This window comes from Pseudarthrobacter phenanthrenivorans Sphe3 (assembly GCF_000189535.1).
In the GTDB taxonomy this organism is placed as follows: Bacteria; Actinomycetota; Actinomycetes; order Actinomycetales; family Micrococcaceae; genus Arthrobacter; species Arthrobacter phenanthrenivorans.
On sequence record NC_015145.1, the window covers coordinates 3,534,587 to 3,560,217 of the forward strand.

20 protein-coding genes and 1 pseudogene are annotated in these 25,631 nt (G+C 66.1%); 7 read left to right on the top strand and 14 right to left on the bottom strand.

The window, feature by feature from the left end; genetic code table 11:
• Window positions 1–2 precede the first annotated feature (2 nt).
• Window positions 3–1,313 (bottom strand): phosphoribosylamine--glycine ligase, encoded by a 1,311-nt coding sequence (gene purD, locus ASPHE3_RS16440; RefSeq protein WP_041653140.1) that lies wholly within the window; start codon window positions 1,311–1,313, stop codon window positions 3–5.
• A 98-nt stretch (window positions 1,314–1,411) separates the two neighbouring features.
• Between purD and ASPHE3_RS16445 the strand changes: the two genes are divergently transcribed.
• Window positions 1,412–2,986, top strand: a complete 1,575-nt coding sequence (locus ASPHE3_RS16445) for a molybdopterin-dependent oxidoreductase (protein ID WP_013602320.1) — start codon at window positions 1,412–1,414, stop codon at window positions 2,984–2,986.
• 36 nt (window positions 2,987–3,022) lie between these two features.
• Complete coding sequence (locus tag ASPHE3_RS16450) at window positions 3,023–4,039, top strand: asparaginase (protein WP_013602321.1); 1,017 nt, start codon at window positions 3,023–3,025, stop codon at window positions 4,037–4,039.
• Window positions 4,040–4,054: 15 nt separating this feature from the next.
• Here ASPHE3_RS16450 and ASPHE3_RS16455 read toward each other — a convergent pair whose 3' ends face one another.
• Window positions 4,055–4,426 (bottom strand): VOC family protein, encoded by a 372-nt coding sequence (locus tag ASPHE3_RS16455; protein WP_013602322.1) that lies wholly within the window; start codon window positions 4,424–4,426, stop codon window positions 4,055–4,057.
• A gap of 130 nt (window positions 4,427–4,556) precedes the next feature.
• Here ASPHE3_RS16455 and ASPHE3_RS16460 point away from each other — a divergent pair, with 130 nt between their 5' ends.
• Window positions 4,557–4,934, top strand: a complete 378-nt coding sequence (locus ASPHE3_RS16460) for a sterol carrier family protein (RefSeq protein WP_013602323.1) — start codon at window positions 4,557–4,559, stop codon at window positions 4,932–4,934.
• A gap of 68 nt (window positions 4,935–5,002) precedes the next feature.
• Here the strand turns inward: ASPHE3_RS16460 and ASPHE3_RS16465 are convergent, their stop codons facing one another.
• The 4 genes from ASPHE3_RS16465 to ASPHE3_RS16480 form a co-directional block, all read right to left on the bottom strand.
• Complete coding sequence (locus ASPHE3_RS16465; RefSeq protein ID WP_013602324.1) at window positions 5,003–5,755, bottom strand: SDR family oxidoreductase; 753 nt, start codon at window positions 5,753–5,755, stop codon at window positions 5,003–5,005.
• Between the two features lie 9 nt (window positions 5,756–5,764).
• Entirely contained in the window at window positions 5,765–7,255 is a 1,491-nt protein-coding gene (locus ASPHE3_RS16470) for an NCS1 family nucleobase:cation symporter-1 (protein ID WP_013602325.1), read from the bottom strand.
• A 164-nt stretch (window positions 7,256–7,419) separates the two neighbouring features.
• Window positions 7,420–8,175, bottom strand: coding sequence for an aspartate/glutamate racemase family protein (locus ASPHE3_RS16475; protein ID WP_013602326.1), 756 nt, complete (start codon window positions 8,173–8,175; stop codon window positions 7,420–7,422).
• A gap of 10 nt (window positions 8,176–8,185) precedes the next feature.
• On the bottom strand, window positions 8,186–9,754 hold the full coding sequence (locus ASPHE3_RS16480; protein ID WP_013602327.1) for an NCS1 family nucleobase:cation symporter-1: 1,569 nt from the start codon (window positions 9,752–9,754) through the stop codon (window positions 8,186–8,188).
• A gap of 310 nt (window positions 9,755–10,064) precedes the next feature.
• Here ASPHE3_RS16480 and aceE point away from each other — a divergent pair.
• Window positions 10,065–12,807, top strand: a pseudogene (gene aceE / locus ASPHE3_RS16485) (pyruvate dehydrogenase (acetyl-transferring), homodimeric type).
• Between the two features lie 27 nt (window positions 12,808–12,834).
• Window positions 12,835–13,464 (top strand): nicotine blue oxidoreductase, encoded by a 630-nt coding sequence (gene nboR, locus ASPHE3_RS16490; protein WP_013602328.1) that lies wholly within the window; start codon window positions 12,835–12,837, stop codon window positions 13,462–13,464.
• Here nboR and ASPHE3_RS16495 read toward each other — a convergent pair.
• From ASPHE3_RS16495 to ASPHE3_RS16525, 7 genes are all read right to left on the bottom strand, one after another.
• The gene (locus tag ASPHE3_RS16495; RefSeq protein WP_013602329.1) at window positions 13,461–14,111 is read right to left on the bottom strand and encodes a uracil-DNA glycosylase; all 651 of its coding nucleotides are present in this window, start codon (window positions 14,109–14,111) and stop codon (window positions 13,461–13,463) included. The genes nboR and ASPHE3_RS16495 overlap by 4 nt on opposite strands.
• 24 nt (window positions 14,112–14,135) lie before the next feature.
• Complete coding sequence (locus ASPHE3_RS16500; protein ID WP_013602330.1) at window positions 14,136–15,116, bottom strand: aldo/keto reductase; 981 nt, start codon at window positions 15,114–15,116, stop codon at window positions 14,136–14,138.
• Window positions 15,117–15,191: 75 nt separating this feature from the next.
• A complete protein-coding gene (locus ASPHE3_RS16505) occupies window positions 15,192–18,038 on the bottom strand; it encodes a molybdopterin-dependent oxidoreductase (RefSeq protein WP_013602331.1) in 2,847 nt (948 codons plus the stop codon).
• Between the two features lie 2 nt (window positions 18,039–18,040).
• The gene (locus tag ASPHE3_RS16510) at window positions 18,041–18,961 is read right to left on the bottom strand and encodes an FAD binding domain-containing protein (protein WP_013602332.1); all 921 of its coding nucleotides are present in this window, start codon (window positions 18,959–18,961) and stop codon (window positions 18,041–18,043) included.
• Window positions 18,952–20,196 carry an XdhC family protein gene (locus tag ASPHE3_RS16515; RefSeq protein WP_013602333.1) on the bottom strand — a complete coding sequence of 415 codons (1,245 nt, stop codon included), beginning with the start codon at window positions 20,194–20,196 and terminating at the stop codon, window positions 18,952–18,954. The genes ASPHE3_RS16510 and ASPHE3_RS16515 overlap by 10 nt, the downstream gene beginning before the upstream one ends.
• A 100-nt stretch (window positions 20,197–20,296) precedes the next feature.
• Window positions 20,297–21,817: an NCS2 family permease gene (locus ASPHE3_RS16520; RefSeq protein WP_013602334.1), complete on the bottom strand. Its 1,521-nt coding sequence runs from the start codon at window positions 21,815–21,817 to the stop codon at window positions 20,297–20,299.
• A gap of 14 nt (window positions 21,818–21,831) precedes the next feature.
• Window positions 21,832–22,326, bottom strand: coding sequence for a nucleoside deaminase (locus tag ASPHE3_RS16525; RefSeq protein WP_013602335.1), 495 nt, complete (start codon window positions 22,324–22,326; stop codon window positions 21,832–21,834).
• A 412-nt stretch (window positions 22,327–22,738) separates the two neighbouring features.
• Between ASPHE3_RS16525 and ASPHE3_RS16530 the strand changes: the two genes are divergently transcribed.
• Window positions 22,739–24,103, top strand: a complete 1,365-nt coding sequence (locus ASPHE3_RS16530) for an 8-oxoguanine deaminase (RefSeq protein WP_013602336.1) — start codon at window positions 22,739–22,741, stop codon at window positions 24,101–24,103.
• 12 nt (window positions 24,104–24,115) lie between these two features.
• Here ASPHE3_RS16530 and ASPHE3_RS16535 read toward each other — a convergent pair whose 3' ends face one another.
• Window positions 24,116–24,301, bottom strand: a complete 186-nt coding sequence (locus tag ASPHE3_RS16535) for a hypothetical protein (RefSeq protein WP_013602337.1) — start codon at window positions 24,299–24,301, stop codon at window positions 24,116–24,118.
• Between the two features lie 363 nt (window positions 24,302–24,664).
• Here ASPHE3_RS16535 and pucL point away from each other — a divergent pair, with 363 nt between their 5' ends.
• Window positions 24,665–25,573, top strand: coding sequence for a factor-independent urate hydroxylase (gene pucL, locus ASPHE3_RS16540; RefSeq protein ID WP_041653142.1), 909 nt, complete (start codon window positions 24,665–24,667; stop codon window positions 25,571–25,573).
• Window positions 25,574–25,631: the final 58 nt, after the last annotated feature.

Sequence of the window (25,631 nt, forward strand, 5' to 3'; positions counted from 1 at the left end):
GCTTAGGCCTTCGTCTTGTGCTCGGAAAAGGATGCGCCGGAGGGCACTTTGATCTCCCCGCGGGCTGCTTTGCCGCCGATGTCCGTGCGGAACTGGGAACCTTCGAGCTGGATCAGCTCCACGCCGTCGTACGCTCTTTCGCGGGCCTCCACGAGGTCACTGCCCAGTGCCACCACGGCCAGCACGCGGCCGCCGGCGGACACCACTTTGCCGTCCTCGTCAAAGGCGGTGCCGGCATGGATGACGTGCACGCCGTCGAGCTCCTCGGCCTTCTTCAGGCCGCGGATGCGGTCACCGGTGCGGGGAGTGCCTGGATAGTTTTCGCCGGCAACGACGACGGCGACAGCAGTCTCCTTCGCCCAGCGCAGTTCTTCCGCTTTGTCCAGTTCGCCTTTTGCGGCTGCCATGAGCAGGGAACCGAGCGGGGTCTTGAGCCGTGCCAGGACGGCCTGGGTTTCCGGGTCGCCGAAGCGGACGTTGAACTCGATCACGCGGGTGCCCCGCGACGTGAGGGCCAGCCCCACGAACAGCACGCCTACGAAAGGAGTCCCGCGACGGGCCATCTCGTTGACCGTGGGCTGGGCCACGCGGTCGATGACTTCCTGGACGAGTCCCTCGGGTGCCCACTCAAGGGGCGTGTAGGCGCCCATGCCGCCGGTGTTGGGCCCTTCGTCGTTGTCGAAGATCCGCTTGAAGTCCTGGGCCGGTGACAGCGCGACGGTGTTGTGCCCGTCGCAGAGGACGAACAGGGAAACCTCGGGCCCGTCCAGGAACTCCTCGATCACCACGGAACCGCCGGCGTCGAAGCAGGACTGGGCGTGGGCCAGGGCTTCCGCGCGGTCCTTGGTGACCACAACCCCCTTGCCGGCAGCGAGTCCGTCATCCTTGACCACGTAGGGTGCACCGAAGGTGTCCAGTGCAGAGGCCGCTTCCTCCGCGCTGGTTGCCACCATCGCCATGGCTGTGGGTACGCCGGCTTCTGCCATGATTTCCTTGGCGAAGGCCTTTGACGCCTCCAACTGTGCTGCCGCCTTGCTGGGCCCGAACACCGGAATTCCTGCTTTGCGGACGGCGTCGGACACACCGGCTGCGAGCGGCGCCTCCGGTCCCACCACCACCAGGTCAACCGTGAGCCTGGTGGCCAGTGCCGCTACGGCGTCCGGATCGTTGGCGTTGATGCTGTGCGTGGGGACCAGTTTGCTGATGCCGGCATTGCCGGGAGCCGCATGGACCTCGGACACGTTGGGGTCGGCGAGCAGGGAGCGGACAATGGCGTGTTCGCGGCCTCCGGGGCCGATGACGAGTACCTTCACAGTCTCCAAGGGTACTTCGTGCACCCTGCGCGCTCCTAAGCTGTGTCCTCCCTGCCCTGTTCATCAATCCGCGGCCCGGCCCGCTCCGAATCAACACCATGAAGAAGCTGAGGAACTGGCTCAAAGCACCCACCGCGATGGCCGCCCTGGCAGGGGTGGTGGCGGCCGCCGTCGTCCTTGCCGTGGCTGAACTGCTGGGAGCCTTCTTCACCGCCCGCGCCGCGCCGCTGATTGCGCTGGGCTCCACCTTCATCGATTTCACGCCGTCCTGGCTCAAGGATTTCGCCATCGCCACGTTTGGCACCAACGACAAGGTGGCGCTGTTCGTGGGCATGGCCCTGACCATTGCAGTGCTGGCATGCGTGCTGGGCGTAGTGGCCTACCGCAAGTGGGCACTGGGCGTCCTGGGCGTCCTGTTCATGGGGGCCGTCATCGTGGCCAGCGTGGTGACCCGGGCGGGAGTCGGAGCTGTGGACGCCATCCCTTCGGTGGTGGGGACGGCGGCAGGCCTGCTGGTGCTCCGGCTCCTTGTCCTGAGGCTGCGCGGCCTGGAGGTGTGGCCGGACGCACCTGCCGGCGCCGCCCTGCCGCCCGAGGGCTCCGGGGCCAGCCGCCGCCGTTTCTTTGCCACGGCCGGAATCACGGCAGCCGCGGCGGCGCTGGCCGCTACTGGAGGCCGGCTCCTGGGTGCGGCGCGCAGCAATATCCTGCAGGCGCGGGAGGCGCTGCAGCTCCCCGCCCCGGCCCGGCCTGCTCCCGCGGTCCCGGCAGGCGTCCAGTCACCAGTGCCCGGAGTCACGCCGTGGCTCACTCCCAACAATGAGTTCTACCGCATCGACACGGCCCTGAGTGTCCCGGAAATCGACGTTGCCAGCTGGGAGCTCCGCGTGCACGGACTGGTTGAGGAAGAGGTGCGCCTTACCTTCCAGGACCTGCTCGACGCCGACTTGGTCGAATCCCACATCACCCTCACCTGTGTTTCCAATCCTGTGGGCGGCAACCTTGCCGGCAACGCAAAATGGCTCGGCCTGCCGCTCCGCGAGGTACTCAAACAGGCGAGGCCCAAGGAAGGCGCGGACATGGTGCTCTCCACCTCGATCGACGGTTTCAGTGCCTCGACGCCCCTGGAGGTGCTGCAGGACGACCGGGACGCGATGCTTGCCATCGCGATGAACGGCGAGCCATTGCCCCTTGAACATGGCTATCCCGTGCGCATGGTGGTCCCGGGCCTGTACGGGTTCGTCTCCGCCACGAAGTGGGTGGTGGACCTTGAAGTGACCCGGTTCGCGGACAGCAAGGCCTACTGGACCGAACGCGGCTGGTCCGAGCGCGGCCCCATCAAGACCATGGCGCGGGTTGATGTTCCCAAGTCCTTCGCCAAGGTGCCGGCGGGAAGGGTTGCCGTGGGCGGCACTGCGTGGGCACAGACGCGGGGGATCACCAGGGTGGAGGTCCAGGTGGACGACGGCGACTGGATGGAGGCCGATCTCTCCGCTGAGGCCTCACTGGTCACGTGGCGCCAGTGGTCCTACCAGTGGGACGCGGCGCCCGGGACGCACTACCTCAAGGTGCGGGCCACCGACGGCACCGGCGAGGTACAAACAGACCAGCGCGCAGACCCTGTGCCTGACGGCGCGTCGGGTTGGCAGTCGGTGATGGTCACCGTGGAATAGCACGGCATTGGCAGGGTAGGCCCCTAGACTGGCAGCATGCCGCACAACCCGCATGCCACCTTTACCGTGGACTCCGCCGTGGAACTGGCCGTGATCGAACGCAGCGGTTTCGTGGAGTCGCGGCACATCGGCTCTGCCGTCCTTTTGGCGGCGGACGGGTCGGTGGTGACTGAACTCGGCGACATCAACACTCCGATTTACGCCCGTTCCACCCTGAAGCCGTTCCAGGCACTTGCCTCAATGCAATCCGGGGTCCCGTTGCGGGGAGCGCAGGTGGCTGTTGCCTGCGGAAGCCATACAGGATCCCTGGACCACATGGACGTGGTGGCAGGAATGCTGAAGGCGGCAGGGGTCCGCGAGGACCAACTGCAGTGTCCGGAAGCCTGGCCCCAGGATGAGACGGCGCGCAACTGGCTGGTGCGCTCGGAGAAGGGCAAGTCCCGGCTCGCCTACAACTGTTCCGGCAAGCATGCGGCCTTCCTCTGGGCCTGCACCGAGAACGGCTGGGATACGCACAGCTACCTCGAGCCCAACCACCCGCTGCAGCAGCGCATCCGGACGGTCATCGAGGAATACACGGACGAGAAGATCGCCCACCTGGGCATCGACGGCTGTGGCGCCCCGGTGGCAGCGGTGTCACTCAAGGGCCTGGCCAGGGGGTACTCGCACCTTGCCAAGGCGCCGGGCGACCAGAGCTTCAGCGCCCGCGCGGCCACCATCGCCACCTCGATGCTGGACTACCCGTGGGCTGTGCAGGGCCGCGGCGAGGCCAACACGCTGGTCATGGACGAGCTGGAAATCATCGCCAAGATCGGCGCGGAAGGCGTCCTGGCCATGGCCACGCCCCAAGGCGTGTCCGTGGCCGTCAAGATTCTGGACGGAAACCTGCGGGCCACCTCGCTGGTGGCGCTGACCCTCCTGGCAGCCGCCGGTGCGGTGGAGATACCCGGTGTGGCCAGCGTCCTGGAGAAGGTGGTGGATCCAGTCCTCGGCGGCGGCCGGCCTGTGGGGAAGATCAGGCTTGGACCCGCGGTTTCGGCTCTCCTGGACTAGTCCCTCCGGCGCCCGTCAGACGTGCTGGTCCACAATCACCGGATTGCCGTCAGGATCCACCACGATGAAGCTTGCTGGGCCGGTGGTTCCTTCCTCGGCTTGTGCCAGGAAGGGAATCCCCTGCTCCTGCAGCTCCCGCTGGATCTGGCGCACGTCCGTAAACGAATCCAGCGGCTGCGCGTTCTGGTCCCAGCCCGGATTGAACGTCAGGGCGTTCCGCTCCAGTATCCCCTGGAAGAGGCCCACCACGGCCTGGCCGTTCTTTAGGATCAGCCAGTTCTGCGTGATATCACCGGCGAACGGGGTGAAACCCAGTTTTTCGTAGAATTCGGTAGAGGCCCCGATGTCCTTGACGGCGAGGCTGACCGAGAAAGCGCCGAGCTGCATGGGTAATTCCCTTCTCCGCTGACGAGGTGCTACCGATGGTACTCCGCCGCCCCGATTCCTTGGGCGCCGATGTTCGCGGTACCCTGATTGCCTTTGCCGCTGCACCCCACACTGAAGGAAGCCGGAAACCATGGCTGTTGCCCGCCGTCGTATCGACGTCCAGGAAGGAAAAGCGTCCCTGGAGGCGTGGCGCAAGGGCGCCGGGCCGTCGTCGGACCTTCCCGTTGCCCGCGCTGTCCTGGCAACAGCTGTGCGCTACTCGCTGGAGGAGCTCACCGCCCGGGCGCCGGGCAATTCAGTGGAGGTCCGCGTGCCGCCGTTCGGCGTGACCCAGTGCGTGGAGGGTCCCCGGCACACGCGCGGAACGCCGCCCAATGTCATTGAGTGCGACGCCGCCACCTGGCTTGCCATGGTGACTGGCCAGTTGAGCTGGGCGGACGCGGTGGCGGGCGGCAGGGTGGCAGCCTCGGGCCTCCGCGCAGATCTTTCGGCCCTCCTCCCCCTCTAGAGCTTTTTGACATGTACGGGGACTTCCACGGCGGAAGTCCCCGTTGCGCGCCCAAAAACCCAGAAGGGTCAGCCGCGGCCCACGAAGGGCATGCCCGCGGCGGTAACCACCACGGAACCGACGCTGGCCGACGCCGGCATGTTGGCCATCATCAGGACCGCGCGGGCGGCATCCTCCACGGGAAAGGTTGGCTCAACCCGGCGGCTGCCGTCAGCTTGGAGGGCACCCGCACCAACCCCGATGGTGTCCATGATCTCCGTGGCCGTGTTGCCGATGTCGATCTGCCCGCACGTGATGCCAAAGCCCCGCCCGTCCAGTTCAATGCTTCTGGTCAGCCCGGTCATGGCGTGCTTGGTCACTGCATAGGCCACTGTGCGGGGCCGCGGTGAATGCGCGGAGATGGAGCCGTTATTGATGATCCGGCCGCCCTGCGGTTCCTGCGCCTTCATGGTCCTGACGGCGGCCGCGGCACAGAGCATCGATCCGGTCAGGTTCACCGCCAGGGTGGCATTCCAGTCTTCCAGCGAGATCTCGTCCACGCTCGCCGCCGGGCCGAACACCCCGGCGTTATTGAACAGGACGTCCACCCGGCCCCAACGCTGCCGTGCTGCCTCGAAAAGGCGTTCGACGTCGTCGGGCCGGGTGACATCGCACGGCACCACCAGCGCCTCGGGATGATTGTCCGCCGTCTCCTTCAACTGCGCTTCACGGCGGCCGGCCAGCGCTACGCGGTAACCATCGGACAGCATCTGCCGGGCCACCTCCCGCCCAATGCCTGAACCTGCTCCGGTAACGACTGCCACCCGCTGGTGTTGCTGCATGTGAATCCTTTATCGGTCGTGTTCGGAAGAGTGGACTGCCACCTTCTGCATCGCCACCCAGTGGAAGATACCACCCAGCGAGGCGCCCAAAATCCAGGCGAACCCGCTCAGCTGTGCCACCTGCGGCAACCATACCGCCAGGACGGAAAACACTGCGGCCAGGCCGAACGCAACCAGCGCGCGCCGATTCCAGCCGTGCGCGAAGTAGTAGGCGCCGTTCGGGTCGGTGGAGTACAGGTCCTGAAGGTTGAGCCGCTGCTTCCGGATTATGTAGTAGTCGGCGATGATGATGCCGTAGAGCGGGGCGAGGACTGCGCCGAGTGTGTCCACGAATTTCGGCAGTCCGATGCTCGATATGACAGCCACCCACAGTGCGCCGATGATGAACCCGGCAACGGCTGTGATCATGCCGGCCTTCCGGAAGGAAATCCTGGCGGGGCTGATGTTAGACAACGAGTAGGACGGTGGAATGAAGTTGGCCACCACGTTGATCCCAAGGGTGGCCACCAGGAACGTTATGGCCGCCAGGACGGTAAGGGGGACGCTGTCCACGAGCCCCACGATGTCCGCCGGGTTGGTCAACGGTTCCCCCTGCCCATCCTGGTACAGCAGGTAGGCGCCCGCCGTGATGAAGACAGAAAGAAAAGTAAACAGGGCCAGGCTGAGCGGCAGTCCGGTGAGGTTGCCCAGGCGCATGGCCTTCTCGGTCCGGACGTTTCGGGCAAAGTCGCCAAAGTTGATGACGACCGCCGCGAAGTAGGCCACCATGGTGCCCGTAACCGCGGCAAAAGCCGAAAACGCGGCCCAACCCGTGACAGCCTCCCGGGAAAAGACAGTTCCGACGGCCTGCGGCAGTTGGGGTCCCACCTGTATCCAGATAGCTGCAAGCAGTGCGATCATCACGGCATAGACAGCAGGGCCGGCAAAATTGAGGAAACGTGCAATCCGCTCGATTCCGCCCAGGAAAAGCACAACCTGAAGCGCGGAAGCCAGCACATAGGATGCCCAGGACACCCAGTCCATTCCCAGGAACTCGGCGCCCCCGGGGCGGCCGAGGACAGCGTTCAGTGCCAGCGATATGGCTGTCGAGGCAAAGTACGTTTGCGCTCCGTACCAGAAGACAGCCACCACGGCGCGGACGATTGCCGGGAATTGGGCGCCCCGCACACCCATGGATGCGCGGGCGAGCACAGGGAAGGGAAAACCGTATTTAACGCTGGGCCGGCCGCTCAGGTCCACCAGGAACTTGATGATGAACCCCGAGAGAATGATGGCGGCGAAGACAAACCAGCCGTTGATCCCGGCGGTAATGAACAGGCTTGCCGCCAACGTGTATCCCGCCAGGCTCTGGATGTCGTTGGACCACACGTTGAAGATGGCAAACCAGCCCCAGGTGCGGCGTGAGGCAGGCAATGGCGCCAGGTCCTCGTTGTAAAGGGAGGGATCGGCCGAGTGGACGGTCAGGTCGGCGTCTTCAAGGTCGTTTTTGCGAATAGACATGCTGGCCCCGGTTCTCCTAAGGCTGCCTAAAGCTGTTGGGAGCGGAACGTCTTGTTCCGGAATGAGGGGGCCCGGGGCGCTTTTTCCCCCTGCTGGGCGCTGCGCCCGGGCCCCGTTGCCCCGCCCCGGTCATTGAGGGGGCGGGGCAACGGTGCGGATGAACTTCAGCCGGCTCCATTTCCGGCGGCGGCCATGACTGCCCCGCCCAGCGGCCAGCCTATGACGGTCTTGGGCCGCGGCGCGGCATACGTCCTGACTTTCGAGGTGGACAGGCGCATCCGGACCAGGGATTCGGCAATGGCCACCGCCGACGCAACTCCGTCCACCACGGGCACTCCAGCCCGCTGCCTGATCTGCTCGTCCAGGCCAGCCATTCCTCCGCAACCCAGGACGATCACTTCGGCCTTGTCCTGGCTGACAGCCTGCATGGCCTGGTTGATGATGGCTTCCACGGCCCGGTCGGGCTCCTCCTCGAGCTCCAGGACGGCCATGCCGCTGGCGCGGACGGATGCACAGCGGGCGTCCAGGCCGGCCAGCTTGAGCCGGTCCTCGATCAGCGGCACGGTGCGGTCCAGAGTGGTGACCACGGAATACTTGTGTCCCAGGAACATGGCGGTACTGGCGGCGGCCTCGGTAATGTCCACCACCGGAACATCCAGCAGTTCCTGCAGCCCTTCCCGTCCGTGCTCGCCGTAGCCGGCCTGAACGACGGCGTCGAAAGGCTCGGGATAGGAGGTCACGGCGTCCATCACGGCGATGGCCGCCAGGTAGCTCTCGAAATTGCCTTCGCAGGAGTCGGCGCCGAAGCGTGGCGTGATGCCCACAATGTCCGTTCCCGGCGCCGCAATGCTGCGTGCCTGCGCGGCGATGGAGTCCGTCATGGAGGCGGTGGTGTTGACGTTCGCAACGAGTATGCGCATTGGGCTTTCCTTAGTGGGTGCTGGCGACGGCGATGGTCTCGCCGTCGCGGTCTTCGAGCCGCTGCGAGCGGTCAGCTATGAAGAAGTAGACGACGGCGGCGATACCGGCGGCGAAGAACCAGGCGAAGGGTGCCGCAGCGGCCAGTGCGGGGACGAACGCGATGAGGAGCGCCAGGACGGCGGCCGGCACCATGGCAATGATTGCCTTGGGGTTGACGCCGTTTTTGTAGTAGTAGGCCCCTGCCGGGGAGGCCGTGTACAGCTCGGGGACATTCACCTTGCCGCGGCGGATCAGCCAGTAGTCGGCCATCACGACGCCGAACAAGGGGCCAAGCAGGGCACCGAGGCCGCCGAGGAAGTACACGATGACCAAGGGGTTGTTGTAGAGGTTCCACGGCAGGATGACCAGTCCGATGACGGCGCTGACGATGGCCGCCCGGCGGAAGTTCAGGTGCTTGGGGAACAGATTCGTCAGGGCGTAGACAGGGGCAACGAAGTTCGCCATCAGGTTCACCGCGATGGTGAGGATCAGCAGGGCCAGGCACGCGAGGACCAGGAACAGGGTGTTGGGGATGGTCTGGACGATGTCCGAGGGACTTTCGATGATGGTGCCGTTGATCTTGAACTGTCCGCCTGCCATGACCACGACAATGGCGCCGAAGACGAGCATGTTGATGGGGATGCCCCAGAAGTTGCCGCGGACCACTGCCTTCTTGGAGACGGCGGAGCGGGTGAAATCGCAGAAGTTCAGGACGAAGGTTCCGTAGATCGAGACCCAGAGTGCGCCACCGGCGAAGATGGTGAGCCACATTTCGGGCCCTTCAAGGGCATTGTTCGAGGACCAGGCGATTGAGCCGCCGGCCTCCATGAAGATCCAGACGGCGATGGCCGCCATGGTGGCCAGGATGACCGGCCCGGCGAAGGCCTCGTACTTGCGGATCATCTCCATGCCGAAACTGACGATCACCAGCTGTACAACCCAGAGGATGACGAAGGCGGTCCAGCCGAGGGTGGAGAGGCCGAGGATGGAGTCTTTGTCCAGCGCATCGAGGGCGGGGAACATCGCCACGAGCATGACGCGGAAGACAACAGAGGCCAGGTAGGTCTGGATGCCGAACCAGGCAATGGCGACGGCGCCGCGGAGGAGGCTGGCAATTTGGGCGCCGCGGATGCCGAAGCTGATCCGGCTCATGACTGGGAAGGGAACCCCGGTCTTCACACCCATGAAACCGGACAGGTTCAGCAGGCCGAAGAGCAGCGCAGCCCCGATGCCCAGTGCCAGCAGGATCTGCCAGCCCCCGAGTCCAAGGGCGAACAGTCCGATGGCGAAGGCGTAGTTGCCGAGGCTGTGGACGTCATTGGCCCAGAGCGTGAAGATGCTGTAACCGGACCAGCTGCGGCCGGCACGTTTGGTGGGTGCAAGGTCTGCGTTGTAAAGCGTCGGACTGATGGCTTGGCCTGATGCTGCGCTGGCTGATGCGCAAATATCTTCACCATTGACGGACTGGTGGCCAGGGACAACCGACGTCGCTGTCGGGTCCTGCATCGCGTCAACGCCGACCTGGGGAGGGGTCTGCATAATGCGTCTCAATTCTGGAGGGGATTCCGCGGTGGTGAGACCGGCCTGACACCGTTTCTGTTATTCCACATCGCGAAATCAAGATATTGAATGGTGGAACAACTGTATGACCTGGATCACGTGCGGTCAAGAGCAGGGGGAATGGCCCGCAGTCACAAAAGGCATTCTTCGGAGCAAGGCAGGCCCTCCGTGGATCCGAAGACCAGGACTCGTTTGACCGGCAATCCCGGCAGTAGCTAATCTCGACTAGCAATAATGTTTTTTCACATTATGAAAAACGCCTAGGATTCAAAGACGAAATGAGGCTGCCGTGGCTGCAGGAGAAGATACCTCCCATATCCTCAGCGGGTTGACTAACCAGCTGCCTGATCGTGATCCGGAAGAGACCGCCGAGTGGGTTGAGTCCCTGGATTCGTTGATCAGGGAACAGGGCACCGAGCGTGCCCAATTCATCATGCGGAGCCTGCTGCAGCGCGCGGGCGCGCAGAGCGTGGGGGTGCCGATGGTGACCACCACCGATTACGTGAACACGATCCCTGTGGACCAGGAAGCCGAGTTCCCGGGCAACGAGGAATACGAGCGCCGCTACCGGGCCTACATGCGGTGGAACGCGGCGGTGATGGTCCACCGGGCCCAGCGGGCCAACATCGGGGTGGGCGGGCACATCTCCACCTACGCCGGGGCGGCGACCCTGTACGAGGTCGGGTTCAACCACTTCTTCCGCGGCAAGGACCACCCCGGCGGCGGGGACCAGGTGTTCTTCCAGGGCCACGCCTCCCCCGGCATGTACGCCCGGGCGTTCATGGAGGGCCGGCTCTCCGAGGAGGACCTGGACGGGTTCCGGCAGGAAAAGTCCCGGCAGGGCCACGCCCTGTCCTCCTACCCGCACCCGCGGCTGATGCCGCACTTCTGGGAATTCCCCACCGTGTCCATGGGCATCGGGCCGATGAACGCGATCTACCAGGCCCAGTCCAACCGGTACCTGCACAACCGCGGCCTGAAAGACACCTCCGACCAGCAGGTCTGGGCGTTCCTGGGCGACGGGGAAATGGACGAGCCCGAATCCCGCGGCCTGCTCCAGCTCGCCGCGAACGAGAACCTGGACAACCTGAACTTCGTGATCAACTGCAACCTCCAGCGCCTGGACGGGCCGGTGCGCGGCAACGGCAAAGATCATGCAGGAACTCGAAGCGTTCTTCCGCGGCGCGGGATGGAACGTCATCAAGGTCGTCTGGGGCCGGGAATGGGATGACCTGCTCGCCCGCGACACCGACGGGTCGCTGGTGAAGATCATGAACGAAACCCCCGACGGGGACTACCAGACCTACAAGGCCGAGTCCGGCGGGTTCGTCCGCGAACACTTCTTCGGCAAGACCCCGCAGACCAAGGACATGGTCGCGGACCTCACCGATGACCAGATCTGGAACCTCAAACGCGGCGGCCACGACTACCGCAAGGTCTACGCCGCGTACAAGGCAGCCACCGAATTCAAGGGCAAACCCACCGTCATCCTCGCCAAAACCGTCAAAGGCTACGGCCTCGGACCCCACTTCGAGGGCCGCAACGCCACCCACCAGATGAAAAAACTCACCCTGGATGACCTCAAGGAATTCAGGGACTACCTGCGTATTCCAATTTCAGATGCCCAGCTGGAAGCAGATCCCTACCGGCCGCCCTACTACCACCCGGGTGCAGAGGCTCCGGAGATCACCTATCTCCTTGACCGGCGGCGCGAGCTTGGCGGATTCACACCGGAGCGGCGTTCGCAGCACCAGCCTGTTGCGCTCCCCGAGGCCAAGTCCTACGAGGTGGCCAAGCGCGGTTCGGGCAAGCAGCAGGCTGCCACCACCATGGCCTTCGTCCGCCTCCTGAAGGATCTCCTCCGGGACAAAAACTTCGGCGACCGGATTGTCCCCATTGTGCCTGACGAATCCAGGACCTTCGGCATGGACGCGTTCTTCCCCACGGCGAAGATCTACAACCCCACGGGCCAGAACTACCTCTCCGTGGACCGCGACCTGGTCCTGGCCTACAAGGAATCCCCCGCCGGCCAGCTCATCCACCCCGGCATCAACGAAGCCGGCGCCGTCGCAGCGTTCACCGCCGCCGGCACCGCCTACGCCACCCACGGCGTGCCCCTGGTCCCGGTCTACGTGTTCTACTCCATGTTCGGCTTCCAGCGCACCGGCGACGCGTTCTGGGCAGCAGCAGACCAAATGACCCGCGGCTTCATCATCGGCGCCACCGCAGGACGGACCACCCTCACCGGCGAAGGCCTCCAGCACGCCGACGGCCACTCCCCCCTGCTCGCCTCGACCAACCCCGCCGTGGTCACCTACGACCCCGCCTACGGCTACGAAATGGGCCACATTATCCGCGACGGCCTCGAACGCATGTACGGGCCCGACAGCACGGACAAAAACCTCATGTACTACCTCACCGTGTACAACGAGCCCATCGTCCAGCCCGCCGAACCCAAGGAACTGGACGTCGAAGGCGTGATCAAGGGCATCTACCTGCTCGCCCCGGCGAAGATCGACGGTCCCCGGACCCAGATCCTCGCCTCCGGCGTGTCCGTGCCCTGGGCCATCGAAGCGCAACGCATCCTGGCGGAAGACTGGTCGGTCTCGGCTGATGTCTGGTCCGTGACGTCCTGGAACGAGCTGCGCCGCGACGGCCTCGCCGCGGAAGAGGAAGCCTTCCTCAACCCCGGCGAACCCGCCCGCGTCCCCTTCATCACCCAACAACTCGAAGGCGCCACCGGCCCCGTCGTCGCCGTGTCCGACTACATGAAAGCCGTCCCCGACCAGATCCGCCAATTCGTCCCCAACGAATTCGCCACCCTCGGCGCCGACGGCTTCGGCTTCTCCGACACCCGCGCCGCAGCCCGCCGCTACTTCAAAAACGACACCCACTCCATCGTCGTCAAAGCCCTGCAGATGCTCGCGGCGAGGGGAGAGGTGGAGGAGGGCGCGCCGTCGTACGCCCTGGACCGGTACAAACTCCTGGACGTGAATGCGGGAACAACGGGTGGCGCCGGCGGTGATGCCTGACTGCTTCCATGGAGTTAGGGTGCAGCTATGGGGAACACAGATGATGCCAGGACCACCGGCGTGGTACTCGCGGCCGGCGCCGGCACCCGGCTTGGCAAAGGCCCCAAGGCGCTGCTTCCGTACCGCGGCCGGCCGCTGGTCGAGTCGGTGGCGGCAGCGTTGCTCAACGGCGGGTGCCGCGAGGTGGTGGTGGTGCTCGGCGCCGGCGCCCCGGACGTTCAGGCGGCCGCAGAGCTGGACCGCTGGCGCGCGGTGGTGAACCAGGACTGGCAGTCGGGAATGGGCAGCTCGCTCCTGCTGGCCAATGCCACAGCTGATCCCGCTGACCACCTGATGGTGGCGCTGGTGGACCAGCCCGGCCTGGCACCCGGGACAGTGGAGAGGCTGCTGGCGGCCCACCGCCCGGGGCGGATCACCGCTGCCGCATACGACGACGGTGCTGCCGCCCATGGGGAGGACGGCGGCAGGCTGAGGCGCGGGCACCCTCTCGTCATCGACGCCACCCTCCGCCAGGCCGTGGCCGGAACTGTGACAGGTGACGCCGGAGCGCGCGCCTTCCTGCGGGACCATCCGGAACTGGTAGACGAGGTGGACTGCAGCGACCTGTCCAGCGGACTGGACGTTGACACCCCGGACCAGCTCTACCTTCTCGGCTAGCGGCTGATCACCCCGGCCTCGAGCAACTCGGCCAGGCCATTCTTGAAACCGGACCGTCCGCCGTGGGCCGGATGCCGGACCTTGGGCACGTCCAAGCCGCTGTGCATCAGGCTCCGGTGTGCCACGTTGCCCACTGCCACCACGGTGTCGATGTGGAACAGTTCCGCCAGCGACTGCCAAAAGGAAGTACCCAGCCGGGCGTCGGCTGCTGTGGGCGTGCGGTTGGACTGCGGCTTTCCCGGAATATGGGTATGCCAGGGGCACGCGCTCCACAGCAGCGGCAGGAACTGCAGCTCCGCCAGGACGTCCCACATGACCGTCGCGGTGGGCTCGGCAGCAACCCCCGCTGCGTCCGCCGGGAGGGAGTACCCCTTCCCGGGACCAAACAGTCCGAAGCCGTTGGCCGGCCCCTGGAACATGGTGCGATTGGTGAACGGCACGCCGGTGATCCGCATCCCCCGAAAGCCCGGAGCCTCGCCCAGCAGGAGCACCTTCGGCGCCCGGTCCAGCATCTCCTGAAGGTACAGCTCCAGGTTCCGGCGGCGCAGTGCATTGTCCGGGACGGTGTGGTCAAGGAAGTTGTTGCGCCCCGGAACCGTGGGCACGGCAGCAAGCCGCTCTACAAAACCACTGACGGCATCAGTCACCACGGTGCTCCAAGGCGGCGAACGTTACCAGCGGGGGTGGATTGCCTCACGGAAGTAGTGGTCGTAGATCCAGCGGACGCCGGCCTCGAACTCTTCGGTGACCTTGACGGAGGCCGCAGCTGCGTTCGCCGCCGCCTGGTCCACGTTGCGTGCCCCTGGAATCACGGTGGTGACGCCGTCCTGCGCCGCGATCCAGGCGATGGCGGCCTGGGCCGTGGTGGCGCCGGAGGGAACCAACTGCTCGAACTCCGCCACAGCCTTCAACCCCTGCTCATAGTCCACGCCGGAGAAGGTCTCGCCGACGTCAAAGGCATCACCGTTGCGGTTGTAGTTCCGGTGGTCGTTGTCCGCGAAGGTGGTCTCCTTCGTGTACTTGCCGGAGAGCAGGCCGGAAGCCAGCGGGACCCGGGCAATGATTCCCACGTTGGCTGCCTTTGCGGCCGGCAGGACCTCGTCCAGGGGCTTGAGCCGGAAGGCGTTGAGGATGATTTGGACGGATGCCGTACTTCCACGGCGGATCGCTTCCAGCGCCTCATCGGTGCGTTCAACGCTGACCCCGTAGTTGCGGATGGCGCCCTCGGACACCAGGGTGTCCAGGGCGTCATAAACTTCGTTGTTGCTGTATACGGGGGTGGGCGGGCAGTGCAGCTGGACCAGGTCCAGGGTGTCCGTACCCAGGTTCTTTCGGGACCGGTCCACCCACTGGCGGAAGTTGGCCAGGGTGTAGTTCTCCGGCTTCTGGTCCACGCGGCGGCCCATCTTAGTGGCCACAGTGATGTCCAGCCCGGGGTTGTCCGCGAGGAACTTCCCGATAGCCTGCTCGCTCCTGCCGTCGCCGTACACGTCGGCGGTGTCGAAGAAGTTCACGCCGGCCTCCGCGGACGCCGCCAGGATGGCCTGGGCCTGCGCCGGGTCAACGTTGCCCCAGTCCGCACCAAGCTGCCAGGTGCCGAGCCCCACGACGGAGACATTTCGTCCGGTCTTACCTAAAATCCGCTGTTCCATCCCTCGACTATATGGGGTGCCCGCGGGAGGCCGGAATTTTGCGGGTCGCTGCTGCCACCACGCCGCGCCGGATCCTCAGGTGGCCGAATGCTGCAGGTTGGGCACCAGCCCCGCTTCCTTGAGCCCCAGGTAGATCTTGTCCCGGGCGATGGGCAGCGACGCGAACCGCACCCCGGTGGCATTCCGGATGGCGTTCGCCAGGGCTGGCGCCACCGGATTGAACGGGCTCTCGCTCATGGACTTGGCACCCATGGGCCCCAGTTTGTCGTTGGTGTCCGCGAAGTACACCTCGCTGCGGGGGACGTCGGCAAAAGTAGGAATGTGGTACTGCCGCAGGATGTCCGTGGTGACCCGGCCGGCGTCGTCAATCACCACTTCCTCGTACAGCGCGGCGCCGATGGCCTGGGCGATGCCGCCCTCGACCTGGCCCCGGCACTGGCGGGGGTTCACCACCACGCCGGCGTCCGCTGCCTGCACGCTTTGCAGGATCTTCAGCTCCCCGGTGCCGCGGTTCACTGCCACCCGGAAGCCGTGCACGTTGAAGGCGACGGAGCGCGGCGTCCCGCCCCAGCGTCCCTCTGCAGCGAGTTCGACGCCGGCGTCCGCGGCCTGCTGCGCCAGTTCAGCCAGTGCCACGGGAGTACCGTCAATGAGCACGGTGTCTCCGTCCAGGACGCAGGCCGAGGCCTGCGTCTGGCGGATGCCGGCGGCGAAGGCCCGGATCCGGACGGCGAGTTCCTCCGCGGCGGCAAGCGTTGCCTTGCCGGCCACCACCGTTCCTGCTGAACCGAAGGCGCCGGTGTCGTGCTCCACCAGGTCCGTATCCGACTGCCGGACCACTACCTTTGAGGCTTCGGTGGAAAGGGCAGTGGCGGCCAGCTGGGCGTGGACGGTGGTGGTGCCGTTGCCGAATTCGGCGGTCCCGACGTCGGCCTGGTACGTGCCGTCCGGAAGGAGCCGGAGCCGGGAGTGGGCAAAGTGGCCGCGCGGGGGCACGGTGTCGATCATGGACAACGCAGTGCCTTCACCGGTCAGCCATTCCGGTCCCAGTTCGTCCAGGCCCGCGGCCCGGTAACGCTCCCGGCCGCGGGCCAGGGCGTCGCGGACCAAGCCCAGGCACTGGTCCAGGCCGTAGCTGCCGTAGTGGACGTCCTCCTCGGGCTCCGGCTGGGTGGAGAGCATCAGGTCTCCCTCGCGCACCATGTTCCGGCGGCGGAACTCGAACGGATCCATCCCGATGCCGGCGGCGAGTTCGTCCATGGCAGACTCGATGGCGAAGATCATCTGGCTCAGCCCGTACCCGCGGAAGGCTCCCGCCGGAACGGTGTTGGTGTACATGGCGTGGGCGTCCACCTTTTTGTTGGCGCAGTTGTAGACGCTCAGGGATTCGCCGCAGCCGTGGAACATGACGCCGGGGCCGTGGTTGCCGTAGGCGCCGGTGTTCGTCAGTACGTCCAGTTCCAGGGCGGTCAGCCGGCCGTCATTGCTGGCCCCGGCACGGAGCTTGATGGTGAACGGGTGGCGGGTGGTGGTGGCCGTGAATTGTTCGGTCCTGGTGAACTCCAGCTGGACCGGCCGGCCCAGTTTCAGGGCCGCGAGCGCCACGATGTCCTCGGTGAGGACTTCCTGCTTCCCGCCGAATCCGCCGCCAACGCGGCCGGCCACCACATGCACCTTGTCCTCTTCCAGGCCAAACACCCGGCACAGCGTGCGGCGGACCAGGAACGGAACCTGGCTTGAGGTGCGGACCTGCAGCCGCCCTTCACCATCCAGCGAGGCAATGGCCGCGTGGGTTTCCAGGGCCACGTGCTGGACCCGCTGGGTGCGGTAGGTCTGTTCGTGGATGAAGTCTGCCGCTGCGAAGCCCTCCGCCACGCTGCCCAGTTCGGAATGCAGTTCGGCCACCACGTTACGGTCAGGCCGGGAAATGCGCGACGCCGTTCCGTCCTTGTCCCCATGCACCAGCGGCGCACCGGGCGTGAATGCATCCTGCGGTGAGAAGACCGCCGGGAGTTCTTCGTACTCCACCTCCAGCGCCCGGACACCGGCTTCCGCGGCTGCCACGGTTTCTGCCACTACTGCGGCGACCCGCTGGCCGCGGAACCGCACCACGTCATCCAGCACGCGGGTGTCATCCGGGTCATCGGTGAACAGTTCGTGCTGGGCGGTGGAAAACAGCTGCTCCGGGGCGTCGTGGTGGCTGAAGACGGCCACCACCCCGGGGACCTTCAGGGCAGCGTCCGTATTGATCGACAGCACCCGGGCGTGCGCATGCGGCGAGCGCAGGAGCTTGAGGTGCAGCAGGCCCTGGAGCTGGTCTGCCGGAACGTCCAGGGTGTAGCGGGCCGCGCCGGTCACCACGGCCCGGCTGGCTGGTGCCGGCACGTCGTCGCCCAACTGTCCTGGCTCGGGGTCCGGCTGGCCCTCCCCCGCGATGCCGGAGCCCTGGCCGTGCGGGTTCGGGTGGCCGGCTTCCCCGCAGACGGCGTCGGAAATGGCCCGGTAGCCGGTGCAGCGGCAGAGGTTGCCCTTCAGGTTCCGGGGCAGGTTCTCCTTCTGTTCGTCGTCGAATGTGGCAGCCGTCATCACCATACCCGCGGTGCAGAAGCCGCACTGGAAGCCCTGGCGCTCCATGAACTGCTGCTGGACGGGGTGGAGGTCCGCGCCGCCGGCGGTCGCAGCCAGGCCTTCAATGGTGGTGACTGAATGTCCCTCTGCCCTGACAGCCGGGTAGATGCAGCTGTGCACCGGGGTGCCGTCCACGTGCACCGTGCAGGCGCCGCAGTCACCGCCGTCGCAGCCCTTCTTGACGCCCAGCGTGCCCTGCTCCCGCAGGAAGGTGCGCAGGCACTGCCCCGGGCGCGGCTGAGTTGCCGCCGGAACGCCGTTAATCCGGATGGCTCCGTTGATCTCGATGGCCATGCTCAGGCCCCTTCCTGCTGTGCGTCAAGCCTGCGGTGGGTCGGCGGCCAAAAGTCTCCCGATGCCCGGATTCCGGGCGCGCCTTCGGGTGCAGCCAGTTCGGTGCGGATTTCCTCGGCCAGGCGGTAGGTCATGTCCCGGCGCCAGTCCGGCAGCCCGTGGATGTCGTTGTGGTAAAGGTCTGCGGGGACCGCGTCGTCAAGGGCGTCGGCCAGCGCGTCGGTGTCCGGCAGCGAGTCGAAGCGCAGCTGCACGGGCCGTTTGGTGGCGGCGGTGACGGTCAGTACCAGTGAGGTGCCGCCGTCGAGCCGTCCGATCAGGAGCACCCCGGACCTGCCGAGGTTGCTCAGTGACAGGCGGCGGAAGGCCACACGGGCGGCAAGGGCCGACGCCGGGAGGTGGATGCTGCGCAGGAGCTCGCCGGGTGCCAGGCAGTTCTTCGTGTCGCCGGTGACGAATTCGGCCACCGGGACGGTGCGGGTAGTGCCGCCGGGGCCAAGGACCGTGGCGGTGCCCTCCAGTCCGGCGCAGAGCGAGATCATGGGGCCGGCCGGCAGGGACGTGCAAATGTTGCCGCCCACGGTGGACATGTTCCACACCTTGAAGGAGGCCACGAAGGAATCGCAGCAGGGGCGGACCACGTCAAGGGCGGGCCAGTTACGGCCGGCCGCTGCTGGAGATCCGGGCAGGCTGTACAGCTCGGCGACGGTGCAGGTGGCGGCGAGCTCGACCCCGTCATCGGTGATGGTAACCGGGGTCCAGCCTGCGCCGCTGAGGTCCAGGAGCCGGGTCAGCGGCCGGGGCCCGAAGGCGAGGCTGCCGTAGGAGAACAGCACGGTGCCGCCCGCCAGCCAGGCGTCGCCGTCGCGCCATTGTGCGGGGTCGGTGGTGGGGACCACCGCCTCGATGGTGTTCATGTCCATGCGATCTCCTGCTGCAAAAGTTTGGTGGGAGCCAGGGCCTTGCCTGTTTTTGAGACTGTGGCCGGCTGGTGGATAGGGCCGGAGGTATCCCTCAACGGCTGATGCGATGCTGCCGGGTTGCGGGCGGCGATGACTTCGGCGAGGACTGACACCGCCACTTCGGCGGGGGTTACCGCCCCGAGGTCCAGGCCGAGCGGTGAGTGAAGCTGGGCGATCCGTTCGGGGCGCACTCCCCTGTCCAGCAGGGCATCCACGCGATGGGCATGGCTCCGCCGGGACCCCAGTGCACCGATGAAGGCGACGTCCAGGGCCAGCGCTGTTTCCAGCAGGGGGATATCGAACTTGGGGTCGTGGGTGAGGACGCAGATCACGGTGCGGGAATCCACCCGCCCGGCGGCCGCTTCGGCTGCCAGGTAGTGGTGGGGCCAGGCCGTGATGACCTCATCAGCGGCTGTGAAGCGTTCCTGGGAGGCGAAGGCCGGGCGGGCATCCACCAGGGTCACGCGGTAGCCGAGCGGTTTGGCGGCCGGGAGGAGCGGGGCGCTGAAGTCGTTGGCGCCGAAGACCAGCAGGCGCGGCGGTGCCAGCCGTGTCTCCACGATGACCGCTGCTTCTCCGGTGCACAGTCCGGCCCCGCCGAGCTCCAGCACCCCGGTGGTGCCGCTCCGCAGGAAGGACTCAAGCCTGGCGGCGAGTGCCCTTCCTGGCGTGTCGCTTGGACCTCCGCTGCCGGAAGCCGCCAGCAGCGCGGCCAGTCCCGGGTGCCCGGCGCCGCCGGAACCGGGGTCCCGGATGACGACGGCGCTGCTGCCGCCACCATCCGCACCCCCGTTGAGCCGGCGGATCAGCGCCACCGGCTCATCCGGTCCGCAGGCCGCCAACTGCACCACTGCCTCACCCAGCGTGGAAGCGCCGCCCAAGTTGGCGGGTTCGATATGCACGTCCAGCTCGCCCCCGCAGGTGAGCCCGGCAGCGAAGGCGTCAGCGGCACTGAACCCGAACGTCTCAAGGCGCGTGCCGCCGTCGTCCATTGCCTCCAGCGCGGCCGCCACTACAGCGCCCTCGACGCAGCCCCCGGAGAGGCTGCCCAGGACAGTTCCGTCTGCCGCCACCAGCATGGAGGTGCCCACCGGCCGTGGCACCGAGCCGCTGGCGCGCACGATGGTGGCCACCGCGAAAGGCTGGCGGGCAAGGACCGGGGCCCACCCGCCGAGTGTTGGGATGAGGTCAAGCATGGCGGCACTCCTTCTTCCGCACTGCGGTGGTGTCCATATTGTCGTTCCTATTTGGGGGCCGGGCCAAGCATCGGCCCGGCCCCCAAGCGGATGGCAGCGGTCAGGCGCCCAGCAGCAGGTTGATGGGTCCGCGGGCGAAGTACACCAGGAACCCGGCACTGACCACCCACATGAGCGGATGGACCTTCTTCGCCTTTCCGGACGCCGCGCCGATGATGGCCCAGCTGATGAAGCCCACGCCGATGCCGTTGGCGATTGAATAGCTCAGCGGCATGGTGACGATGGTGAGGAAGGCCGGCAGTGCAACGGTGAACTTGCTGAACTTGATCTCGCGGATCTGCGCCATCATCATCGCGCCCACCACCACCAGCGCGGCGGCAGCCACCTCCAACGGAACCACGCTGGTGAGCGGGGTCAGGAACATCGAGCCCAGGAACAGCACCCCTGTCACCACAGAGGCCAGTCCGGTGCGGGCACCCTCGCCGATGCCGGCGGCGGAGTCGATGTACACGGTGTTGGAGGAGCCGGACGTTGCCCCGCCTGCCACCGCGCCGACGCCTTCAACGATGAAGGCCGACTTGAGCCTCGGGAACGTGCCGTCCTTGTGGGCCAGCCCGGCGCTCTTGGCCAGGCCTGTCATGGTGCCCATGGCGTCGAAGAAGTTGGTGAACACCAGGGTGAACACCAGCATGGTTGCTGCCAGGGCGCCGATGCGGCCAAAGGCGCCGAACAGGTCGAACTGGCCCACCAGGCCCAGGTTCGGGGCGGATACCAGTTGGCCGGAGAGCACCGGGGTGTTCAGGTGCCAGCCGCCGGGGTTGGTTTCGCTGGCGGGGCCGATCTTCATCACTGCTTCCACAATTGCCGCGAGGACCGTGGTGGCCACGATGCCGATCAGCAGGCCGCCCTGGACCTTGCGTGCCACCAGGATGCCCATGGCCAGCAGACCAACGATGAACACCAGGGTGGGAACGGATGTGATGGAACCGCCGTTGCCCAGCTGGACGGGAGGACCGCCCTCTGTTGCCTTGACGAAGCCGGAGTCAACGAACCCGATGAAGGCGATGAACAGGCCGATGCCCACCGTGATGGCCGCCTTCAGTTCCTTCGGGACTGCCCGGAAGATGGCGGTGCGCGCGCCGGTGATGCCGAACAGCACAATCAGGATGCCGTTGATCACCACCAGCCCCATGGCCTCGGCCCAGGTGACCTCCTGGATGACCGAGACGGCCAGGAAGGAGTTGATGCCCAGGCCTGCGGCGAGGCCAAAGGGCAGGTTGGCGATGAGTCCGAAGAGGATGGTCATCACGCCGGCCGTAAGTCCGGTGACGGCGCCTACCTGCGCGGCGGAGAGCCAGCCCCCGGCGACGTCGGTGGGGGCGTTGTCCGCGCTGAATCCGCCGAGGATCAGGGGGTTGAGGATGACGATGTACGCCATGGTGAAGAAGGTGACCAGACCGCCGCGGAATTCCCGGGCAAGGGTGGAGCCGCGCTGGGTGATCTGGAAGAACCGGTCAAGGAAGGAGTCCGACGCCGGCGGCTTGGGAGTGCCGTTCGCCGGCCGTTGCGTGCGGGTGCTTGGAGCCGAATGCTCCTCGTGGGAGTTGTCCAGGATGGTCATCTGAGCCGCCGGGCCTAGTAGTCGATCCTGGTTTCGAGGGTGTTCCAGGTGTTGAACGGCTCCAGCGGGGCAGGAGCCCCGGGATCGTCCAGCGCCAGTTTCGAGACCGGCATCAGGGAGTCCCGGTCCTTGTTGTCGAAGTATTCGTAGAAGACGGCGTCGTCGAAGCCCACGGAGGCGGCATCATGCCGGTCGGCGGCGAAGACCACGCGTTCCACGCGGGCCCAGAGTGCGGAGGCCAGGCACATGGGGCATGGCTCGCAGCTGGTGTAGAGGGTGGCGCCGCTGAGATCGAAGGTTCCGAGTTCGCGGCAGGCTGTGCGGATGGCGGTGACTTCGGCGTGCGCAGTGGGATCGTTGTCCGCCGTGACGCGGTTGACGCCGTCGAACGCCCGGCCGTCAGCCGTGACGATCATTGCTCCGAAGGGGCCCCCGCTGTTCAGGACGTTGGCCGTGGCCAAACGGATGGATCTGGCCAGAAACTGTTCGGCCGTGACGGTGGTACTCATGATGCGACTTCCTTTTGCCGGGAAGCCTGATGCCGCTTGCAGGACCAGTAGAACCAGGTGCGACGGTTACCAGGCTTCAGCATGTGCTGTGAAGGTTAAGTTGCGCCTGGTAGATAGCTTCCCGGTGACCGGGTGCCCGCCTTTGGCAAGTACGAGATTAGCACCGGGATGTGGGCTGCGCCATAGCTTTCTGGAAAATTAATTTCGCTTTGTGAAATCCATGTTTCGGCATCTTCACCCCCGGCGCGGTCACATTTCGCAGCGTTGACCTGGGGGGCCGCTCCCCCTAGCCTAGGTGCCAGCCGCGCTGCCTCCGGGCAATGATTGCTTCCGAAAGCCGCGGCCGCCTGGATCAGCAGACAGGGCCTCACTGAGCTGGAAAGACATCAACAGCGCTCGGAGAAGGACCGCCATGACGCCACCCATCACAGCCAACCGCCTCTTGATCAAGAACCCGCAGGCTGCGTTCACCGCCAACCACCTCGATGCCTCTGGCGGACTGGTGGTCGCCGGCGGTGTTATCGCCGAGGTCCTCGCCGCAGGGCAGCAGCCCGCCAAACCCTGCGACAAAACCTTTGACGCGAGGAACCACGTGCTGCTTCCGGGCCTGATCAACACGCACCACCACTTCTACCAGACCCTCACGCGCGCCTGGGGTCCTGTGGCGAACGCTCCTCTGTTCCCCTGGCTGCAGAACCTGTATCCGGTGTGGGCGCGGCTCACTCCGCGGGATCTTGAGCTTGCCGCCACCGTGGCGCTCGCCGAACTGCTGCTGTCCGGATGCACCACGGCCGCCGACCACCATTACCTGTTCCCGGCAGGCCTGGAGGACGCCATCGACATCGAGGTGGACGCGGTCCGCCGGCTGGGAATGCGCGCCACCCTCACGCGCGGGTCCATGACATTGGGAACGGACGACGGCGGCCTGCCCCCTCAGTCAACAGTGCAGGCAGCCGAAGTGGTGCTGGCCGACAGCGAACGGCTGGTCCGTCAGTACCACGAGCGCGGCGACGATGCAGTCATCCAAATAGCCCTGGCTCCATGCTCGCCGTTTTCGGTCACCAAGGAGATCATGGCCGAGAGCGCCGCCCTGGCCGAAAGGATGGACGTGCGGCTCCACACGCACCTGGCGGAAACCCTCGCGGAGGAGGACTTCTGCCGTGGGATGTTCGGGCTGCGGACTGTTGACTACCTGGACAGCGTGGGCTGGCTGACGGACCGCACCTGGCTGGGCCACGGCATCCACTTCAGCGATGCCGAGATCGCCAGGCTGGGAACCGCGGGCACCACCGTCGTCCACTGCCCCACCTCAAACATGCGCCTCGCATCGGGGACCGCGCGGGTCCTGGAACTGGAGGACGCGGGAGTGCCCGTGGGCCTGGGAGTGGACGGCTCGGCGTCGAACGATGCCTCGAACATGATCCTGGAAGCGCGGCAGGCACTCTATCTGCAGCGGTTGCGGTACGGTGCCGACGTCCCGGTGGAACGCGCGCTCGGCTGGGCCACGCGTGGTTCGGCCGCTGCACTGGGCCGGACCGGACTGGGGCAGCTCGCCCCGGGAATGCAGGCGGACCTGACACTTTTCCGGCTGGATGACCTGCGGTTCTCCGGCAGCCATGATCCGGTGGCGGCCCTGCTGCTCTGCGCCGCGGACCGGGCGGACCGGGTGATGGTGGGCGGCCAGTGGCGGGTGGTGGACGGGCAGATCCCTGGCCTTGATATTGCCGGCCTGATTGCCGAGCACTCCGCCGCCGCCCGCCGGCTGGTGAACGGGTAGCGCAGGCCTTTCCTAGGAGCGACGGCTGAATCCCGGAAGCGCGTGGACCCAGCGGGAGAAACGCCCGGGAACGTGCTCGCGGTCTGCAGGGAGGTAGAAGTCGGGATCCGTGCCGCCGCCGAGGGGGAGGTAGAACTCGGGGGCTGAGGGTGCCGCCGTTGGCGCCGGTGCTGCCGGCGTGCTGTCCTGCTGGTACATCTGATCCTCCTTCGAGGCTTGGCCGTAGTTCCGCTTAGCGGAAAATAACTTTTGTTATGTGGAATAAGGCTACGGCCATTCCGCCGCCTCGTCAACGGTCGTCCAGCGCCGGAGCGGCGCCGCGGTCATAAACCGAATTTTCGGCTTGTGATGTACACCACCGGCTTCCGGAGGTACGCTGGATGTCAATTCGTGGCACACGTCACGTAACCTGGGAGCAGCAGGCAGGGTCGTTAATGAGCTGGCATCAATGGATGCCGGCTCTTTTTTGTTGGGTCGGCTCCACCGGAAACGCGCTTGAAACGCGCGCTTAATTTCAGCGATGGAACCTAGGTTCCACTTACCGGAAGTTGGGAAATGACCATGAGCAGCAAGATCATCCTCGGCGACAACCAGTACGGCAAGGCCGAGGTCCGGGTCGTCAAGATCACCCGAGACACCGACCGCCACGAAATCGAAGACCTCAACGTCACCTCGCAGCTGCGCGGCGATTTCGCGGCCGCCCACCTTGAGGGCGACAACGCCCACGTGGTGGCCACTGACACCCAGAAGAACACGATCTACGCCTTCGCCCGCGGCGGCGTCGGCTCCCCCGAGGCGTTCCTGCTTCGCCTCGGCGAGCACTTCACCTCCAGCTTCGACTGGGTCACCGGCGGCCGCTGGGAAGCCGAGTCCTACAGCTGGAACAGGATCCAGGCCCACGGCGCAGAGCACGACCACTCCTTCGTGCGCAACGGCCAGGAAGTCCGCACCGCGGTGCTGGTCCGCGACGGCGCCACGACCCACCTGATCTCCGGGCTCAAGGACCTGACCGTCCTGAAGTCCACGCAGTCAGGCTTCGTCGGCTACCCGAAGGACAAGTACACCACCCTGCCCGAAACCACGGACCGGATCCTGGCCACCGACGTCTCGGCCCGCTGGCGCTTCAAGACCGGAACTGACTTCAGCACGGTGGACTTCAACAAGAGCTACGACGATGTCAAGGCCCTCCTGCTCGAAGGGTTCACGGAGAAGTACTCCCACGCCCTGCAGCAGACGCTGTTCGACATGGGCACCAAGGTGCTGGAAGCGCACAGCGAGATTGACGAGATCAAGTTCTCGATGCCCAACAAGCACCACTTCCTCGTCGATCTCTCCCCCTTCGGCCTCGACAACCCCAACGAGGTCTTCTACGCCGCCGACCGCCCCTACGGCCTGATCGAGGCTACGGTCCAGCGCGAGGACGCCGCCCCGGCGGACATCGCATGGTCCGGCATCGCCGGCTTCTGCTAGAACCTGCACCACCGCTAACCACCCGGCCCGGAGTTTTTGCCCAGACAAAGACTCCGGG